Consider the following 17,126-nt stretch of genomic DNA (forward strand, 5'->3'; position numbering starts at 1 on the left):
GGAAACAACCCGCTGATAAAAAACGAAAAAAGGCCGCCAGATGGCGACCTTTTTATCTTATATGTGATCAGCTCAGTTGGCTTGACGGCGCAGAAATGCGGGAATTTCGATCCGCTCCTGCTCCGGGTTGGCCTGACGCTGCGGTTGCGCAGCGGGGGCGGCCTGCTGACCCTGGTGCGCGACCTGGGGCTGATGCATCGGCGCCTGTTGCACCGGGGACTGCTGCACCGGCGGCTGTTGACGTGTCGGCTGCTGCGGCTTGGCCGGCTGGCCTTCAGCTGCGCTGCCGGTCATGCGGTGGATCAGGGAGTTGAGGCCGAAACGACGCTGCTCCTGACCTGCCGCGGCGGGCTGCTGCTGAGGTTGCTGCTGCATCTGCTGAGGCTGCGGCGCACGCGGCTGAACCGCGTCAATCGAGGGGCGCTGCTGCATATGCGGCTGCTGGACCTGCTGCTGCATCGGCTGCTGAGGCTGCGCCCGTTGCGCTGCGGCCTGCAGGCGCACGATGGCTTCGGGCGATGGGGTGCCGGGCGCAGGTGCCTTCGGCGCAACAAAGCTCTCGGCCTGATGGGCCGCAACTTCGGCCTGCGGCTGGAATTCCGGCGCGGGCGTGCCCTGATAGGCCGGTGCGGGCAGACCATCGGCGCCCAGCTGTTCGCCTGCGTCTTCCAGAACCTCTTCGTACTGGCCCTCTGCAGCGGCCTGACCGTCATCGAATTCCGAGAAAAGCGACGGTTCTTCCTGTGCGGCAGCAACCGGCTCAGCGGTGGCGGCAACGGGCTGCTCGACCGGGGTGCTCAGCTCCAGCGGTGCCGCGCTACGGGTATCTTCAACGCTCACGGTCTGCTTCAGCGGCGCCGACATCGGGCGGCGCGGCACTGGAAGCTCGGAGTGGACGTCGACCGCATCAATACCGGTGGCGACCACGGAAACGCGCATCTTGCCTTCCATCTCGGTGTCGAGAGTGGAGCCGACAATGATGTTTGCGTTCGGGTCGACCTCTTCGCGAATGCGGTTGGCCGCTTCGTCCAGTTCAAACAGGGTCAGGTCATGTGCGCCGGTGATGTTGATCAGAACACCCTTTGCGCCCTTGAGGCTGATTTCATCGAGCAGCGGGTTGGCGATGGCCTTCTCGGCGGCCTGCACGGCGCGATCTTCGCCCTCAGCCTCGCCGGTGCCCATCATCGCCTTGCCCATCTCGTCCATCACGGCGCGCACGTCCGCAAAGTCGAGGTTGATGAGACCCGGACGCACCATCAGATCGGTCACGCCTTTGACACCCTGATAAAGGACATCATCCGCCATGGAGAACGCCTCGGTGAAGGTGGTTTTTTCATTGGCCAGACGGAACAGGTTCTGGTTCGGAATGATGATCAGCGTATCGACGACCTTCTGCAGGGCTTCGACACCCTCCTCAGCCTGACGCATCCGCTTGTTGCCTTCGAACTGGAACGGCTTGGTGACAACACCAACGGTCAGCACACCCAGTTCGCGGGCGGCCTGCGCGATGATCGGTGCCGCGCCGGTGCCTGTGCCACCGCCCATACCTGCGGTGATGAAGCACATATGCGCCCCCGCGAGGTGATCCACGATCTGTTCGATGCTTTCTTCAGCGGCAGCAGACCCAACCGAGGGGCGCGCACCCGCACCCAAACCTTCGGTCACCTTGATGCCCAGCTGGACGCGGCTTTTGGAGGCGCTTTGCTGCAGCGCCTGCGCGTCAGTGTTGGCGACGACAAAATCCACGCCGTCCAGCTGTTTGTCGATCATGTTGTTGACGGCATTGCCGCCTGCCCCGCCGACGCCAAACACGGTAATCCGGGGCTTCAGCTCTTCCTGGCCGGGCATCGAAAGGTTCAAGGTCATGCTCGTTCCGCCTGTGTTATCAGCCCTCCCGCAAGGGCCTATTCCTGTCCATCTTTGCGACAATCCTACCGCGCAGCACGAGTCGCGTCATCCAAAAAAGCGCTATTTTCCACAAAATATAGACATAGTATTGTCTAATTTCGCGACATTTCGCCGATTTTGGCAAATGCTGTGGAAAGCCCTGCAACACACCACAACATGACGTCAGCCTCCGAAAACCAAAGCCCTCGAAAGCACATCCCGTCACTGATACTGGTGGCCACTGCTCGGCCTACATGCGCCGCATGATGCGGTCGTTATCGGAACATTAACGCGGCAGGATTTCGCTGTCACCCGCGAAACCGCCTTGCCAGCGAAGTTTTTCGTTAACATTTGATTAATGAATGTTGTGCAGCCGTCGGGTCTGTGGCGACAGCAGGCCCCTGTCAGCCTGCCGGAAACCACCGCTCACCAGTTGTCGCGGAACCATTTTACCGCCCGTTTCAACGTGCCACTGGCGTTGCGATCCACCGGCATCTCGAAATCCCACCACTCATCTTGTGGATGGGCGGCAAACAGGCTGAGACCAACAGCGGAGGCAAAACCCGGACCGGTCGCCGATTGCGGCAGACCGTGAACCCGCAAGGGACGACCCAGCCGCACCTGCTGGCCCAGAACCCGGCTCGCCAGCCCGTCCAGACCCATAATCTGGCTGGAGCCTCCGGTCAGCACGATCTGCTGGCTTGGCAGGCTGTCAAACCCGGCGGCATCCAGACGCGCGCGGACTTCTTCAAGGATTTCTTCGACACGCGGACGCATGATTCCGATCAGTTCAGCCCTGCTGACAGTACGGCGATCATGTTCCCAATCACCTGTATCTGCATGAATGTCGATCATCTCGCGGTCATCGGCGCCCGTGGCATGGACGCCACCGTGAAAGGTCTTGATCCGTTCCGCATTGGCCGTCGGCACCCCCAGCCCCATCGAAATATCGCTGGTGATGTGATCACCGCCCATACGTACCGCATCGGCATAGATCATGTGTTTCTTCATAAAGACAGAGATCGAGGTGGAGCCGCCACCCATATCGATACAGGCGGCACCCAGCTCCTGCTCATCCTCAACCAGCGCGGCAAAGCCGGACGCATAGGCGGAGGACGCAATGCCCGCCAGCTCCAGATCGCAGCGCTGGATACAGCGCACGAGGTTCTGCACCGTCAGCGCATCGACCGTCAGCATGTGCATATCCGCCGCCAGCGTCTGCCCCATCTGACCACGCGGGTCATTCAGACCCGACCGGTTGTCGAGCGCAAAATTCACCGGCTGGGCATGCAGCACCTCGCGCCCGGCGCCATATTCCGGCACCTCGCAGGCCGCCAGCACGCGGGCGATCTCATTCTCGGTCACCACCTGACCTTCCAGATCAACCTGCGCATCCAGCCCATAGGATCGCGGATTGGCCCCGGAAAAACAGGCGATCACGTGATCCACCCGCACCTCGGCCATCTTCTGCGCCGCCTGAACGGCGGTGCGGATGGCGCGTTCGGTTTCCTGCATGGCGGTGATTTCGCCAAATTGCACCCCGCGTGACCGCGTGGTTGCAGCCCCGATCACCCGGAACCCGGATTGCCCCGCCAGCGAACCGATGGAGTTATCCTCGCTCAGCCGCCCGGTGCCATCAAAGCGCAGCACCAAACAGGCAATCTTGGAACTGCCCACATCCAAAATAGCCACAACACCGCGCTGCATCGCCTGACGACGCATCTGCCGCATGGCGCGCTGAGATTGGTAGAGATCGGTCATATCATAGCCCGCCTGCATTCAACTGTCGGATTCGCCACCAGTCCTCGACGGCGTTTTCGGTCATTCTTACGGTCGGACGCGCCGCCAGGCGCATGTCCACCGCCGCCACGTCGCGCTCCAAGAGGTCACGCACTTCGCTGACGGCAATCACCCGCTCCAGCGCGGGCACAGGGTTTTCGGCCGGCAGCATGATCCGCTGGCCACGGTCCAGCACCAGATCCCAGCGCCGCTCGCCAATCCGCACCAACCCGCGCATCCGCGGTCCCAGCGGCTTGGCCACGGCAAATAGCCGCAGCGCTTCCACAATGGCATCATCGGCGCTGCGCCCGGCCACCAGCGGCAGATCCGGGTGCATATTGCGCGCCCCCAGCTCGGCCACATGCACGCCATTGGCATCCAGCAGCGCCAGCCCTTCACGGCTGCGCCAGACAACCGCGGGCTTGCGCTCTTCCACCGTGACCTGAAGCACACCACCGGGACGGATCCGCACATCGGCCGTCTGCACCGGGTCCAGCCCGGTGATCTCATCGCGGATCTGCGTCAGATCCAGATCAAAGGAACTGATGGGCAAATCAATTGGCACCACTTCGCGGATGTCTTCGGCAACGCTGCGCCCCGCGCCATCAATGGCCATCACATTGACCATGAACTCAGGCCGCTCCTCGATCGACGCCCGCAGGTCGCTGATCATCACCTGCAACCGGTCGCGCCGCGCGTCATCCGCCATAAAGGCAGCACCGGCAACAAAGACCAGGCAGAAGGGAATACCAAACCGCACACCAAAGCGGATACCCGGCGTCAGCATCCAGCGCTGAATGCGATAGGTCAGTCGCGATGGTGCCGGATCAGGGCGCCCCTCGCGGGGGGTGCGGAAGCGATCGATCAGCGAGGACATGTCGCATCCTCAACCAACCAGGAACAAAGCTGCCCGAAGGTCATCCCGCTGTGTTCCGCCTGCTCGGGCGTCAGCGATGTCGGGGTCATGCCAGGCTGGGTGTTGGTCTCCAGCAGGATCAACCCTTCGGCGCCCCGCGCCTCATCCCAGCGGAAATCAGTCCGGCTGATCCCCCGGCACCCCAGCGCGTTATGGGCCTTCACCGCATAGTCAAGGCACAGCGCAAAGATCTCTTCGGGGACATCAGCAGGCAGCACATGACGCGAGCCGCCGGGTTTGTATTTCGCGTCGTAGTCATACCAACCGTCGGTCAGGATATCGGTTACCGTCAGCGGCTTGTCACCCAGCACAGTGGTGGTCAGCTCACGCCCGGGGGCAAAGCTTTCGACCATCACCTCGTCAGGCATGTCCGCCGACAGCTGTGGCGGACCATTGGCCACCTCATTCACCAGATAAACGCCCACGCTGGAGCCTTCGTTATTCGGCTTCACCACATAGGGCGGTGCCATCACGTGTCCGGCCATCACCTCAGCCTTGGAGTAAATCCCGCTCTCAACAACTGGCAGACCTGCGGCGCGATAGATGGATTTGGCGCGCTGCTTGTCCATCGCCAGCGCCGAGGCCAGCACGCCGGAGTGGGTGTAAGGGATGCCGAGCCATTCCAGCAGCCCCTGCACGCAGCCGTCTTCGCCCCAACGACCATGCAGCGCATTGAAGACCACGTCCGGACGATCCGCCTGCAAACGTGCAGCAAGATCCGGACCCGCGTCCAGTTCTGTAACCTGATATCCCTCGTCCCGCAGCGCGGTGGCGCATTCACGCCCTGTGGACAAAGACACCTCGCGCTCAGCCGAGGGGCCACCCATCAATACCGCCACTTTCGGGAGTGTCCTGCTCGACTTACTCACGACAAGCGCCTCAAATGTTCCGGGGCTTTTCGCCCCTTGTTGTGCGATCCCAAATTGACCGCAAATGCTACAGGTCAAGACCTGCTTTTTGATATCGCGAGGCGTGTTCCCCGCACTGCACGGACCTTCGTGGTTCGCTATCCCCACATTAACGTCACAAACGTTACCGGCCCGTTAACAGTGCCTTTACCAAGATCGCGCTTTTCCAGTTCGCCCGCCGCTGCGATTCCCAAAGCGGCGCCCTGCTGATCAGGAGTAACATCCTGAAAAACATGGCCTTTATTGGCTATTTGGAAAGCGGATCCCCCACCCGCATGATTTCCCACTCTAGCGTTATGCCGGAATTGGCGTAAACCTTTTTTCTGACATCTTCGCCCAATCCCTCAAGATCTGCGGCAGATGCGCCACCTGTGTTAATCAAGAAATTGGAATGCTTCTCGCTCATCTGCGCAGCCCCGCGCCGCGCACCGCGCATTCCGGCATCATCAATGACCTTCCAGGCCTTCAGATCATGGACATCATCCGCCTGCCCGGTCGACGAAAACCCTGCCGGATTGCGAAAGGTCGACCCGGCTGACCGGTCCTTGGTGGGTTGTGTCGCATCACGCTTGGCCAGTTGTTCTTCCATCCGCGCATGCAGCGCTTCGGGATCACCTTTGGGCCCGCGCAAAACCGCTGACACCAGCACCGCGCCCTCGGGCAGATCGCTCTGGCGATAGGCGAACTTCAGGTCATCACCACGAAGGGTGACCACCTCGCCGCTGCGCAGCACCACGGTCGCGGATTGGAACACATCGGCCATATAGCTGCCGTAGCAACCCGCATTCATCCGCACCGCCCCCCCGATAGAGCCGGGAATGGTGCGCAGAAATGTCAGGTCGATGCCCGCGTCCGCCGCCTTGCGCGCCACATGTCCATCCAGCGCAGCAGCCCCCGCCACCACGGTATCGTCCGCAATCTCAATCGTGTTGAACCCACGCCCCAATCGGATCACCAGCGCCCGCAACCCGCCATCTCTTACGATCAGGTTGGACCCGACCCCCATGGGAAACACAGGCACCGACGGATCCAGAGACCGCAGCATATGGCTCAGATCCTCGATATCAACAGGCTGAAACAGATAATCCGCCGGGCCACCGACCTGCAACCAGGTCAACCCGGAAAGATCACGATTGGGATGAAGCTTGCCACGCAGCCCGTCGATATTCATATGCCCTGCCCTTGCCTGTCGCACCGATGCACACCGGCGCCATTTTGGCCACCCGGACGTGAAAAGAGACTCACGCACCCTGGATCAGACCTGCGTTTACTCCGGTTTTGGTCGGGCACACAATGGCCCAACCCGGTGCCGGGTGCCAAAGGAAGATCACGAGACAGAAAGAATCGGCAGGGTTCAGCCGCGGCTTAGCCGACGGCGCAACCAGCGGCCCAGATAGATCACCGGCCAGCGCAGCATCGACATGCCGGCAAACAGCACACCCAACCCCCACCACGGCCCGTTTTCATACGTCACATACCCCACAAGCGGAATACCTGCCGCGATCAGCAGATAGGCGCGCGACCAATGGTTGTCGCGACTGGGCACCATCGCCAGCACATTGGCAGCCACCACCCAGAGACAGGCAAGGATCAGCGACAGCGTCATTCCTCCACCTCAGGCGCCGGTGCGCGGCGCAGTCGCGACAGCACATGCAACAATGGACGGCGGAACATCGACACCAGTGCGAATGTTCCAAAAGCGGCGGCAAACCAGCCGTGATCCCGTCCCAGAAGATAAATCAGCACCGGGGCGGCAGCCAGCAGCGCAATCCCCGGCCCACGCTGCCAGCGCAGCGGCAATGCGGCAACGCCAGTGGCCACGAACACCCAGATGATTGCGGCAAGTAGGCTCAACATGGTGCGACCTCAGCCAACGGGCCAACCGCCCGCGGATATGAGATCACGCCTGTCACCCTCAGCCCCGCAACCGGTCGGGCAGACCATTGGCCCAGGCGCTGATGGTACCGGCGCCAAGGCAGACCACCATATCGCCGGGCCGCGCCTGTTCGCGCACCAGTCGCTCCAGATCCGATTCGTCCAGCAGCGCGCGGGCGTGGCGGTGGCCATGGCGGATCAGACCGGCCACCAGATCGTCGCGCCCCGCGCCCTCGATCGGGTCTTCACCAGCGGCAAAAACCTCGGCGATGGCGACGACATCGGCCTCGTTGAAACAGGCACAGAAATCTTCAAACAGGCTGGACAAGCGCGAATAGCGGTGCGGCTGATGCACGGCAATGACGCGGCCGTCGCAGGCCTGACGCGCGGCCTTCAAGACAGCGGTGATTTCAACCGGGTGGTGGCCGTAGTCATCGATGATGGTCACACCATCCACTTCCCCCACCTTGGTGAAGCGGCGGTTGACGCCGCCAAAGGCCGCCAGCGCCTCGCGGATCTCACTGCTTTTCATGCCCAGATGGCGCGCCACAGCCACTGCCGACAGCGCGTTGGAGACATTGTGATCCCCCGGCATCGGCAGGGTGCAGCCCTCGATCACGCGATCCTCGGCCTGTAGATGAATATCAAAATGGGCCACGCCCGCCTTGTAGGTCAGGTTGGTCGCCCGCACATCCGCCTGCGCATTAAACCCATAGGTCACGACCCGGCGGTCGGTGATCCGGCCGACCAGCGCCTGAACCTCGGGATGATCGGTGCAGCAGACCGCGACCCCATAAAACGGGATGTTGGAGACAAAGTCATAAAACCCGTCCCGCAGCGTATCGAAATCGCCCCAATGCTCCATATGCTCAGGGTCGATATTGGTCACAACGGCGATGGTCGCAGGCAGACGATTGAATGTCCCGTCGCTCTCGTCGGCCTCAACCACCATCCATTCGCCCTGCCCCATCCGCGCGTTGGACCCATAGGCGTGGATGATACCGCCATTCACGATGGTCGGATCGAAATGCCCCGCCACCATCAGCTCGGCCATCATGGTGGTGGTGGTCGTCTTGCCATGGGTGCCCGCAATGGCGATATTGGATTTGAGCCGCATCAGCTCGGCCAGCATTTCGGCCCGGCGCACCACCGGTAGACCGCGCAGGCGGGCCTCGTCCAGTTCGGGATTGCCCGGTTTGATCGCCGAGGAAATGACCACAACCGCCGCGTCTTCCAGATTTTCTGCCGCCTGCCCGACAAAGATCCGCGCGCCCAGCTCTTCCAGCCGGTTGGTGATCTTTGATGCCTTCAGATCCGAGCCCTGCACAACATAGCCGAGATTGAGCAGCACTTCAGCGATACCGGACATGCCGATGCCGCCGATCCCAACAAAATGGATCGGGCCCACATCACCGGGGAGTTTGGTCGCAGGGTTCATGTCATTCCTTCCTCGGACAGCTGTTCAACAAGCCCCACCAGCCGCTCGGTCGCATCGGGAATACCCACTTGCAAGGCGGCCCGTGCCATCTGGCTGGCACCATCGGGATTGCTGAGAACCGCGCTCATTTGCTCTGTCAGGGCGGAAACGTCAAGGGCGCTCTCCGGGATCAGGATCGCCGCCCCGGCATCGACCAGCCCACGGGCATTGGCGCTCTGGTGATCTCCGGCCGCCGCAGCAAAGGGGATCAGGATCGACGGGCGGCCAATCACGGCGATATCCGCGACCGACGACGCACCGGAGCGTGAAATCACCAGCTGCGCCTCCGACATCCGCGCGGGCACATCCGCGAAGAAGGGCTGAACATCCGCCGAAATACCATGTTCGGCATAGAACTGCGTGACCCGCGCAGCATCTTCATCGCGGGCCTGATGCGAGACCCGCAACCGGCTGCGCAGCGCCTCAGGCAGCGCCGCAATCGCCCCCGGCACCACATCCGACAGGATCCGCGCGCCTTGGCTGCCGCCCATCACCAGCACCGACATCGGGTAGTCACCGGGCGGAATGTAACCGGCGCCTGCCCGTTCAAGAACTGCCGCGCGCACCGGGTTGCCGACATGGACGCCATCAACCCCTTCCGGCAGAGCGGTGGGCCAGACGCCACAGGCCACCCCAGCCACACGGGTGGCAAACAGCTGATTGACCCGGCCCAGCACGCCGTTCTGTTCGTGGATCATACGCGGCAGCTTCAGCAGGGTCGCAGCCCCCAGCGCCGGAATCGAGGGGTAGCCGCCAAAGCCCACCACCACATCGGGCCGGTCGCGGCGCATCTGCAGCGCCATTCTTGTGACCCCCGCCGCGATCTTCGGCGCCACCATCGCCTTGGCCAGCACCCCACCACGGGCGAATGTGGCCGAAGAGACTTCGGTGATTTCTGTGGTATGGGGATAGCCGCCAGTGTAGCGCGCACCGCGCGCATCGGTGGACAACTTCACCCGCCAGCCACGTCTCAGCATCGCTTCGGCCAGGGCTTGCGCGGGGAACATATGCCCCCCGGTGCCGCCTGCCGCCATCAAGAGCAATTTCTGCGCCATCGTAATTCAGATCTTTCTTCTATCCGCGCCCGTAGCCGCGCGCAGGCCCGTTCTGATGTCCGTGACCCCGTCCGTGCCCACGCAGGAAATCCGCAATCTCGCCCTGCGGACGCGAGCGCGAAAACGCCAGCAGCATACCAACCGCAATACCGCCTGCAATCAGCGAGGAGCCGCCGTAGCTGACAAATGGCAATGTCATCCCCTTGGCCGGCAAGAGCCGCACCGCAACGCCCATGTTGATCATCGCCTGCACTCCGAAGGTACAAACCAGACCCGTGCCCGCAAGGCGGATGAACGTGTCGCGTTCCCGCATCAGGCGGAACAGGGTCCGTGCCACCACGGCAGTGTAGAGCAGGATCAGGATCACCACGAGGACCAGACCGTATTCCTCGGCCGCAACCGCAATGATGAAATCGGTATGGGCATCCGGCAGCGACCATTTCACTTCGCCCTCGCCAACACCAACCCCAAACAGACCGCCCTCGCGGATGGCGTTGGTGGCATAGCCCATCTGGGTGGTCGGGTCGATTTCAGGGTTCAGGAAGCCATCGATGCGACGGGCAAAATGCTCGGAGCTGGAATAGGCGACAACCCCACCCATCACGACCACCGCCGCCATGATGACCAACAGCAGCATCGGCGCACCAGCCACGAAATACATCACGCCCCAGCCAAACAGCACCAGACAGGCCTGACCAAAGTCAGGCTGCATCACCAGCATCAGCACCACTGTCAGACACAGACCAAAGGACATCAGCGTGCCCGGCGGGCCGTTGATCTGCTGGCTCGCTGCAATCATCCAGGCCGCCACTACGATAAATCCGGGCTTCAGAAACTCCGACGGCTGAAGCGAGGCAAAGCCAAGACTGTACCAGCGCGTCGCGCCCTTGCCGAAATCAGTGCCAAACACCGGCAGCAGTGCCAGCGCCACAAAGGCGCAGATAAACCCGATGACCGCCAGCCGTCGCACCAGTGTTGGCGACATCATCGAGGTGATCACCATCGCCACCAGCGCGGTGATACCGAACACCGCCTGCCGCTCAACATAGTGGAAATTATCAAATCCGTTGCGCTCTGCCAGCGGGACTGAGGCCGCGAGCCCCAGCAAAAGTCCAATGACAAACAGCATCAGAACACAGGACATTGTCCATTTGTCCAGCGTCCGCCACCATTTGGGTAGAATCGGCTCGCCCGCCTGTACGGGGAGCGCGCCATAGACCATTTCAGTCATGGGTAAACCGCCACTATCTGCCTCGTGATCCGTCCCGTTTTCGGGATCGTTGGGCAAACAGTACCCGGAAAGTTTTCATCAGGCCACCCTCTTCCTCTTGCCTTTGGCAGTTATCCGCGCCTATGGCCGGGCATGGCTTATGAAACCCTGATCCTTGGCGCTGGCGCAGCTGGCATGATGTGTGCAACGCGCTCCGGCCCCGGCACGCTGGTGATTGATCACGCCAAGGCGCCGGGTGAAAAAATCCGCATTTCCGGCGGCGGGCGTTGCAATTTCACCAATATGTACGCGAGCCCCGAAAACTACCTGTCGCAGAACCCGCATTTCTGCAAATCAGCCATGGCCCGCTACACCCAGTGGGATTTCATTGAGCTGGTGGACCGTCACGGCATTGCCTGGCACGAAAAGACCCTCGGCCAGCTGTTCTGCGATGGCTCGGCCAAGCAGATTGTCGCGATGCTGGTAGAGGAAATGAAGACAGCAGGCGCCGATCTGTGGCTGCAGACCAGCGTGACCTCCGTGACGCACACCGCTGATGGGTTCCGCGTCGAAGTGGAGCGTGAAGGCCAGCCGCAGGTGCTGACCGCCCGCAATCTGGTGATTGCCACGGGCGGCAAGTCGATCCCGAAGATGGGGGCCACCGGCCTCGCCTACGATCTGGCGCGCCAGTTTGACCTGCCACTGACGGACACCCGCCCCGGTCTGGTGCCTTTCACCTTCTCCGAAGACCGCTTCAAACCGCTGGCAGGCGTCGCCCTGCCCGCGCGGCTCTCCAATGAGCGCACCAGCTTTGACGAGGCGCTGTTGTTCACGCATCGCGGCCTGTCTGGCCCGTCGGTGTTGCAACTGTCTTCCTACTGGCGCGAGGGCGAGCAGATCAGTGTCAATCTGATCCCTGAAACGCCTGTGTTTGACCTGTTGCGCAGCCAACGTCAGGAGGCCGGACGCAAGGCCCTGACCACCGAACTGGCGCGCCACCTGCCCGGTCGGCTGGTGGATTTTCTGGCGCCCGAGTTCGACCTCAAAGGGCGGCTGGCAGACCAATCCGACGCCGCCCTGCGCGATCTTTGTGACCAACTGGAAAACTGGCGCCTCACTCCCTCCGGCAGCGAAGGCTACCGCACCGCCGAGGTCACATTGGGCGGTATCGACACCGATGCGCTCTCCTCCAAAACCATGGAAACCAAAACCATTCCCGGCCTCTATGCCATTGGCGAGGCGGTGGATGTCACGGGGTGGCTCGGCGGGTACAACTTCCAATGGGCCTGGGCCTCAGGCGTGGCCGCCGGCAGCGCAATCGCGGCGCGCCGCTAGCCTTAGCGCGGCCTACGGCTTGACATTTGCGCCTGCGCACCCATTTAGTTATCATGATAACTCATTAAGGAGCTTTTTCATGACAACGCAATTTCAGCTGATCGCCAAAATCACCCCGAAGCCTGAGCATATGCAGGACGTCCGTGACAGCCTGACCAGCATCCTGGCCCCCACCCGCGCCGAACCTGGCTGCCTGAAATTCAACCTGCTTGAGGGCCGCAGCGGCGATTGTTTTTATCTGGATGAGGAATGGACCAGCGACGACGCCCTCGCTACCCACTACGAGATGGATTACATCAAACCGATCTTTGCCAAATATGAAAACTGGCTGGCCACACCAGCGGAAATCCACAAGATGACCGCGCTGGCCTGACCGCTTGTTCTTCCTCAAGGACCTGCCCTCCCGTCAGATGGTCGAACGCTACGTAGAGGCCTATGGCAGTGACCCGGCGCTTATCAGCGATGCGCTGCTGATGATGCGCCGGGCCAGCCTGCTGATCCGCAAGCTGGAGACCTATTTCGCGGGTCACGGGCTGTCGCAGCTGCGGTTTCTTGTGCTGATCGTGATCGACCGCGAACCGGATCGCCAATGGCTCAGCCCGAATGAGATCGCGCAGCGGATTGATGTCTCGAAACCGGTGATGACCCGCACGCTCCACGCCTTGCAGGCAGACGGGCTGGTCCGCATCACCGCGAGCGAGACCGATGGCCGCTCAAAAGAGGTGACACTGACGCCCGACGGCCATACGCGATTGCAGGCCACCCTGCCCGAATACTACCAGATCCTGTCAAAGGAGATGGCGCAATCCCCGCCCGGGTAGATATCAGCCCTGCAGCTTTGCCACCTCGGCGATGAAATCCTCGCCGCGTTGCTCGAAGTTGTCGTATTGATCAAAGCTCGCCGCCGCAGGGGCCAGCAGAACCGTATCGCCCGCCTCAGCCTCAGCGCTGGCGCGGGCGACGGCCTCGGCCATGGTGATGCAAACCTCTGCCTCGACGTCCAATTGCATGGCAAAGCCTGCCGCCTCGCGCCCGATCACATAGGCTTTGCGCACCTTGCCGGTCTGCCCGCGCAGGGCCTCCAGCCCGCCGTCTTTCTCCAGCCCGCCACAGATCCAGCGGATATTGTCAAAGGCGCTCAACGCCTTCACTGCGCTGTCCAGATTGGTGGCCTTGCTGTCATTCACATAGCGCACCCCCTCATGGGTCGCGATGGTCTGGCTGCGATGCGGTAGCCCCGGATAGCTCGCCAGTGCGTCCTCGATCAGGCGCGGTGCAAGACCCAGCGCCCGCGCCGCCGCATAGGCCGCACAGGCGTTCTGATGGTTATGCGCGCCCGGCAGCCCCTGCATCTGGCGCAGATCAATCGACGCCGCCTGTCGGCCCTTGCGGTATTCGCTCAGGAACCCCTTGCGGGCAAAGACCTGCCAACCCGGTCCGGTCAGTTTCCGACTAGCAGAGATGCGGATCACCCGGTCGTCGCTGGCCGCCTCCGACAACTGACCGGCCAGATACAGCCCCTCGTCCTCATCCACGCCAATGATTGCACGGTCTGGCCCGCCTTCGGCAAACAGCCGTCGCTTGGCCGCGAAATAGCCGCCCATGCCCGCGTGCCGGTCCAGATGATCGGGGCTGAGGTTGGTGAACACCGCCACATCCGGCGTCAGGGCGCGGGCCAGATCGGTCTGATAGCTCGACAGCTCCAGCACCACGATGCCGCCGGATCCCGGCGGATCAATGTCCAGCACACCACGCCCGATATTGCCCGCCAGCTGGCTTTCGCGTCCGGCCTCCTGCAGGATGTGGTGCAGCAGCGCCACCGTAGTGGATTTGCCGTTGGAGCCAGTGACCGCCACAATACGCGGCGCCTGATCGAACCGTTCCCAGCCCCGCGTCGCAACCGAGCGGAAGAACAGCCCGATGTCATTGTCCACCGGCACACCCGCCACTAGTGCCGCATGGATCACCGGATTGGGTTTGGGATAGAGATGCGGAATACCCGGCGAGACAATCAGCGAGGCGATGTCATCAAACGCCCCGGATTTCAGCAGATCGCGGCAGGTGAGCCCCTCAACCTCGGCCCGCGCCCGCGCGCCGGGGTTGTCGTCCCAACAGACAGGCTCCGCTCCGCCTTCGCGCAGCGCCCGAGCGGTGGCAAATCCCGACCGGCCCAGCCCCAAAACGGCGACCTTTGCGCCCTCAAAACCTGTAACAGGGATCATTGCCCAACCTCCCGCAAAACCTTTGATCAAATCGCTAACCGATCCATGGAACCAATGCCAGTCCCGTCGCGTTGACAAATGGTCCGGCACGTCTGAAACCTCTGCCAAAGGAAGGGAGTATCCAATGGCTGCAAAGTTACAGCGCGTCCTTGACGAGATCAGCCAGCAGATGCGGGCCAGCACCGATTGGGGCGAGGTTGCCAGCTATATTCCCGAACTGGGCGAGGTGCGCCCCGATCAGTTTGCAATCAGCGTGGCAACGGCCGATGGCGGGCTGTTCAGCGCCGGTGATTTCCAGACACGGTTTTCCGCCCAAAGTATCACCAAAGTGTTCACCCTTGCCATTGCCTTGGGGCGCGCGGGGGATCAGCTGTGGCACCGGGTTGGCCGCGAACCCTCCGGCACGGCCTTCAACTCCATCGTGCAGCTGGAGCATGAACAGGGACGCCCGCGCAATCCCTTCGTCAATGCCGGTGCCATTGTCACCACAGATGAGGTGCTGGCCGGACGTGAACCGCGCGAGGCGCTGGCGGAATTTCTCGGCTTCGTGCGCGCCGCGGCAGAAGATGACGACATCCATATCAACGCCGATGTGGCGCGTTCGGAAACCGCCCATGGTCACCGCAACGCGGCCCATGCTCATTTTCTGGCCTCCTTTGGCAACCTCAAGAACCCGCCGGAAAAGGTGCTGGGCACCTACTTCCATCATTGCGCCACCGAGATGACAACCCAGCAGCTGGCCAAGGCAGGCCGCTTCCTGATCGGCACCGGAAGTTATCCCCGGATGGTGTCCCTGGACCGGGTGCGACGGCTCAATGCGCTGATGCTGACCTGCGGACATTATGATGGGTCCGGTGAATTTGCCTATCGCGTGGGCCTGCCCGCCAAAAGCGGCGTGGGCGGCGGCATCCTCGGCGTTGTGCCGGGACAGGCGAGCATCGCCGTCTGGTCGCCGGGATTGAACCGCAACGGCAATTCCAAACTGGGCACCGAAGCGATGGAGCAACTGGCCCGTGAAATGGGCTGGTCAGTCTTCTAGGCGCGCGTTGCCGTCCCTGCGTTCGCAGCCCTTAGGATCCTTTCAGGTGACACCGCTAACCTAGCCCCGTTGCAACACAAAGATCAGGAGATCGCCCCCCATTTTCAGCCCCACCAAGGCTGCGGGGGGTCCGCACAGGCCGACAGACGGAGATGACCCCTAGCAAAGGTCATCCAGCCTCCGCCCCTCCGGCGGCGCCGCCTTCTTTGCACTAAAAAATACCGCCCAAGGCATCCCTGCCCCAAGCGGTTTCAAATATCAGACCAGACCGGCTCACCGCCCCCGCAGGATAGCCTGCGCGGCGGCGATTCGGCGTGGATCAGCGCACTTTCAGGGTCGCCAGACCAATCATCGCAAGGATCAGCGAGATGATCCAGAAACGGATCACGATGGTCGGCTCCGCCCAGCCCTTTTTCTCATAGTGGTGATGGATCGGTGCCATCAGGAACACCCGCTTGCCCGTGCGTTTGAAGTAGAGCACCTGAATGATCACCGACAGCGCCTCCACCACAAAAAGACCGCCGACAATTGCCAGCACCAGTTCGTGCTTGGTGACCACCGCGATGGCCCCCAGCGCGCCGCCCAGAGCCAATGACCCGGTATCGCCCATGAACACCGCTGCCGGCGGCGCATTGTACCACAGGAAGCCAAGACCACCGCCGAACAGCGCCGCGGCAAAGATCAGGATTTCCCCGGTGCCAGGCACGTAATGCACATCCAGATATTCGGTGAAGTCGACGCGCCCCACCGCATAGGCGATCACGCCCAGGGTCGAGGTGGCAATCATAACCGGCATGATCGCCAACCCATCAAGACCATCTGTCAGGTTCACAGCATTGGCCGCACCGACGATCACGCAGATCGAAAACGGCACATAGAACAGGCCCAGATTGATCAGCGTGTCCTTGAACACCGGCAGTGCCAGCTGATTCTGCAACTCAACCGGATGATAGGCCGAGGCCCAGACGGCAGCGATCACCGCAATGGTGATCCCCAGCGCAAGCCGCAGCTTGCCCGGCACGCCGGCCGTGTTCTGCTTGGAGACCTTGGCATAATCATCGGCAAAGCCGATCAGCGCAAAGGATAATGTGACAAACAGCACCAGCCAGACAAACGGGTTGTCCCAGCGCGCCCAGAGCAGCGTCGCGGTCATCAGCGCGCCGACGATCAGCAGCCCACCCATGGTGGGTGTGCCCGCCTTGGCCAGATGCCCCTCAGGCCCATCGTCGCGGATCGGCTGGCCCTTGCCCTGCTTGCGGCGCAGCACGTTGATCAGTGGTGGGCCAAACAGAAACCCAAACAGAAGCGCCGTCAAAAACGCCCCACCCGCGCGAAAGGTGATGTAGCGGAAGAGGTTGAAAAGATCCCCCCCATCCGACAGCGCGGTTAACCAATAGAGCATGTCAGCCGGTCCTCAGTTCAT

General features: G+C 62.1%; 16 protein-coding genes. 4 read left to right on the forward strand and 12 right to left on the reverse strand.

The genetic code is table 11. The features are described from left to right. Positions 1-72: 72 nt before the first annotated feature. From ftsZ to ftsW, 10 genes are all read right to left on the reverse strand, one after another. Complete coding sequence (gene ftsZ, locus INHI_RS0111055) at positions 73-1,866, reverse strand: cell division protein FtsZ (RefSeq protein ID WP_014874088.1); 1,794 nt, start codon at positions 1,864-1,866, stop codon at positions 73-75. A 447-nt stretch (positions 1,867-2,313) separates the two neighbouring features. Then, complete coding sequence (ftsA, locus tag INHI_RS0111060) at positions 2,314-3,648, reverse strand: cell division protein FtsA (RefSeq protein ID WP_014874087.1); 1,335 nt, start codon at positions 3,646-3,648, stop codon at positions 2,314-2,316. A 1-nt stretch (position 3,649) separates the two neighbouring features. Next, positions 3,650-4,543, reverse strand: a complete 894-nt coding sequence (locus INHI_RS0111065; protein WP_027247680.1) for a cell division protein FtsQ/DivIB — start codon at positions 4,541-4,543, stop codon at positions 3,650-3,652. Continuing rightward, positions 4,531-5,451 (reverse strand): D-alanine--D-alanine ligase, encoded by a 921-nt coding sequence (locus tag INHI_RS0111070; RefSeq protein ID WP_036767029.1) that lies wholly within the window; start codon positions 5,449-5,451, stop codon positions 4,531-4,533. The genes INHI_RS0111065 and INHI_RS0111070 overlap by 13 nt, the downstream gene beginning before the upstream one ends. A gap of 286 nt (positions 5,452-5,737) precedes the next feature. Then, positions 5,738-6,661 (reverse strand): UDP-N-acetylmuramate dehydrogenase, encoded by a 924-nt coding sequence (gene murB, locus INHI_RS0111075; protein WP_014879527.1) that lies wholly within the window; start codon positions 6,659-6,661, stop codon positions 5,738-5,740. Positions 6,662-6,844: 183 nt separating this feature from the next. Then, the gene (locus INHI_RS0111080; RefSeq protein ID WP_014874083.1) at positions 6,845-7,096 is read right to left on the reverse strand and encodes a DUF2484 family protein; all 252 of its coding nucleotides are present in this window, start codon (positions 7,094-7,096) and stop codon (positions 6,845-6,847) included. Further along, entirely contained in the window at positions 7,093-7,347 is a 255-nt protein-coding gene (locus INHI_RS0111085; protein WP_014879526.1) for a DUF2484 family protein, read from the reverse strand. Before INHI_RS0111085 ends, INHI_RS0111080 begins: the two co-directional genes overlap by 4 nt. A 58-nt stretch (positions 7,348-7,405) precedes the next feature. Then, positions 7,406-8,803 (reverse strand): UDP-N-acetylmuramate--L-alanine ligase, encoded by a 1,398-nt coding sequence (gene murC / locus INHI_RS0111090; RefSeq protein WP_014874081.1) that lies wholly within the window; start codon positions 8,801-8,803, stop codon positions 7,406-7,408. Then, a complete protein-coding gene (locus INHI_RS0111095) occupies positions 8,800-9,897 on the reverse strand; it encodes a UDP-N-acetylglucosamine--N-acetylmuramyl-(pentapeptide) pyrophosphoryl-undecaprenol N-acetylglucosamine transferase (RefSeq protein WP_027247682.1) in 1,098 nt (365 codons plus the stop codon). Before INHI_RS0111095 ends, murC begins: the two co-directional genes overlap by 4 nt. A gap of 19 nt (positions 9,898-9,916) precedes the next feature. After that, on the reverse strand, positions 9,917-11,128 hold the full coding sequence (gene ftsW / locus INHI_RS20485; RefSeq protein ID WP_044041410.1) for a putative lipid II flippase FtsW: 1,212 nt from the start codon (positions 11,126-11,128) through the stop codon (positions 9,917-9,919). Between the two features lie 132 nt (positions 11,129-11,260). On the opposite strand from ftsW, the gene INHI_RS0111105 reads away from it, so the two are divergent. The 3 genes from INHI_RS0111105 (at position 11,261) to INHI_RS0111115 (ending at position 13,263) form a co-directional block, all read left to right on the forward strand. Next, a complete protein-coding gene (locus INHI_RS0111105) occupies positions 11,261-12,442 on the forward strand; it encodes a BaiN/RdsA family NAD(P)/FAD-dependent oxidoreductase (RefSeq protein ID WP_027247683.1) in 1,182 nt (393 codons plus the stop codon). Positions 12,443-12,521: 79 nt separating this feature from the next. Beyond that, on the forward strand, positions 12,522-12,815 hold the full coding sequence (locus INHI_RS0111110) for a putative quinol monooxygenase (RefSeq protein WP_027247684.1): 294 nt from the start codon (positions 12,522-12,524) through the stop codon (positions 12,813-12,815). Positions 12,816-12,819: 4 nt separating this feature from the next. Then, the gene (locus INHI_RS0111115; RefSeq protein WP_014879521.1) at positions 12,820-13,263 is read left to right on the forward strand and encodes a MarR family winged helix-turn-helix transcriptional regulator; all 444 of its coding nucleotides are present in this window, start codon (positions 12,820-12,822) and stop codon (positions 13,261-13,263) included. Between the two features lie 3 nt (positions 13,264-13,266). Here INHI_RS0111115 and murD read toward each other — a convergent pair whose 3' ends face one another. After that, on the reverse strand, positions 13,267-14,664 hold the full coding sequence (gene murD / locus INHI_RS0111120; RefSeq protein WP_027247685.1) for a UDP-N-acetylmuramoyl-L-alanine--D-glutamate ligase: 1,398 nt from the start codon (positions 14,662-14,664) through the stop codon (positions 13,267-13,269). Between the two features lie 124 nt (positions 14,665-14,788). Here murD and INHI_RS0111125 point away from each other — a divergent pair, with 124 nt between their 5' ends. After that, positions 14,789-15,703 (forward strand): glutaminase, encoded by a 915-nt coding sequence (locus INHI_RS0111125; RefSeq protein ID WP_027247686.1) that lies wholly within the window; start codon positions 14,789-14,791, stop codon positions 15,701-15,703. Between the two features lie 319 nt (positions 15,704-16,022). Here the strand turns inward: INHI_RS0111125 and mraY are convergent, their stop codons facing one another. Beyond that, a complete protein-coding gene (gene mraY / locus INHI_RS0111130; RefSeq protein ID WP_027247687.1) occupies positions 16,023-17,105 on the reverse strand; it encodes a phospho-N-acetylmuramoyl-pentapeptide-transferase in 1,083 nt (360 codons plus the stop codon). Positions 17,106-17,126 lie beyond the last annotated feature (21 nt).

The organism is Phaeobacter inhibens DSM 16374, from assembly GCF_000473105.1.
GTDB lineage: Bacteria > Pseudomonadota > Alphaproteobacteria > Rhodobacterales > Rhodobacteraceae > Phaeobacter > Phaeobacter inhibens.

Coding starts and splice junctions, on each gene's coding strand:
- murB (WP_014879527.1), bottom strand. CDS start 6,661: ATGAATATCGACGGGCTGCGTGGCAAGCTTCATCCCAATCGTGATCTT.
- INHI_RS0111080 (WP_014874083.1), bottom strand. CDS start 7,096: ATGACGCTGTCGCTGATCCTTGCCTGTCTCTGGGTGGTGGCTGCCAAT.
- ftsW (WP_044041410.1), bottom strand. CDS start 11,128: ATGACTGAAATGGTCTATGGCGCGCTCCCCGTACAGGCGGGCGAGCCG.
- mraY (WP_027247687.1), bottom strand. CDS start 17,105: ATGCTCTATTGGTTAACCGCGCTGTCGGATGGGGGGGATCTTTTCAAC.
- ftsA (WP_014874087.1), bottom strand. CDS start 3,648: ATGACCGATCTCTACCAATCTCAGCGCGCCATGCGGCAGATGCGTCGT.
- INHI_RS0111125 (WP_027247686.1), top strand. CDS start 14,789: ATGGCTGCAAAGTTACAGCGCGTCCTTGACGAGATCAGCCAGCAGATG.
- murD (WP_027247685.1), bottom strand. CDS start 14,664: ATGATCCCTGTTACAGGTTTTGAGGGCGCAAAGGTCGCCGTTTTGGGG.
- INHI_RS0111110 (WP_027247684.1), top strand. CDS start 12,522: ATGACAACGCAATTTCAGCTGATCGCCAAAATCACCCCGAAGCCTGAG.
- INHI_RS0111095 (WP_027247682.1), bottom strand. CDS start 9,897: ATGGCGCAGAAATTGCTCTTGATGGCGGCAGGCGGCACCGGGGGGCAT.
- INHI_RS0111085 (WP_014879526.1), bottom strand. CDS start 7,347: ATGTTGAGCCTACTTGCCGCAATCATCTGGGTGTTCGTGGCCACTGGC.
- murC (WP_014874081.1), bottom strand. CDS start 8,803: ATGAACCCTGCGACCAAACTCCCCGGTGATGTGGGCCCGATCCATTTT.
- ftsZ (WP_014874088.1), bottom strand. CDS start 1,866: ATGACCTTGAACCTTTCGATGCCCGGCCAGGAAGAGCTGAAGCCCCGG.
- INHI_RS0111105 (WP_027247683.1), top strand. CDS start 11,261: ATGGCTTATGAAACCCTGATCCTTGGCGCTGGCGCAGCTGGCATGATG.
- INHI_RS0111065 (WP_027247680.1), bottom strand. CDS start 4,543: ATGTCCTCGCTGATCGATCGCTTCCGCACCCCCCGCGAGGGGCGCCCT.